Below are 654 nucleotides of genomic sequence, written 5' to 3'. Positions count from 1 at the left end.
CCACGACGGCGTCGGAAGTGGGCGCGAGCGCGTTCGGTGCCGGTGCGCAGGCCAACGGTGCATTCAGCACCGCGACCGGCGCGGCGGCGAGCGCCGATGGCGTGCAGGCCTCGGCCTACGGATACAGCAGCACGGCCTCGACCCCGGCGTCGAGCGCGCTGGGCGCGTTCAGCGAGGCCACGGGCGGCTATGCCACCGCCGTGGGCTACGGCAGCGTGGCCAGCGGCGACTACGGCCTGGCCGTGGGCGGCATCGCGGATTACGGCGACCTGCTGATCGGGTGGCCGGGCCTGATCCTGCAGGTGACGGAGGCTTCGGGTGTGGCCTCGACCGCAATCGGCAACGGGGCCTGGGCGACGGGCCTGGGCGCGACTTCCGTCGGCACCCTGGCCGAGGCGACCGGCGTGCAGGCGACGTCGCTGGGCACGCTGGCCTATGCCACCGCCGACGGCGCCAGTGCGCTGGGCAGCGGCAGTTCGGCCAGCGGCGAGGACTCGACCGCGGTCGGTTTCCTGGCCGGCGCCAGCGCGACCAACAGCGTGGCGCTGGGCGCGGGCTCGCAGGCCGATCGCGACAACACGGTGTCGGTGGGCGACGCGGGGGCCGAGCGCCAGATCACCAACGTGGCGGCCGGTACCGAGGCCACCGACGCGG

General features: G+C 75.1%; 1 pseudogene. It reads left to right on the top strand.

Going from position 1 to position 654, the window contains the following annotated elements:
- Window positions 1–654, top strand: a pseudogene (locus tag ACFQ2D_RS17000) (hypothetical protein); the annotation flags it as partial.

Origin of the sequence: Luteimonas composti, assembly GCF_042678665.1 — a bacterium.
GTDB classification, from domain to species: Bacteria; Pseudomonadota; Gammaproteobacteria; order Xanthomonadales; family Xanthomonadaceae; genus Luteimonas; species Luteimonas composti.
This window is presented reverse-complemented; position numbering and strand designations above follow the sequence as displayed.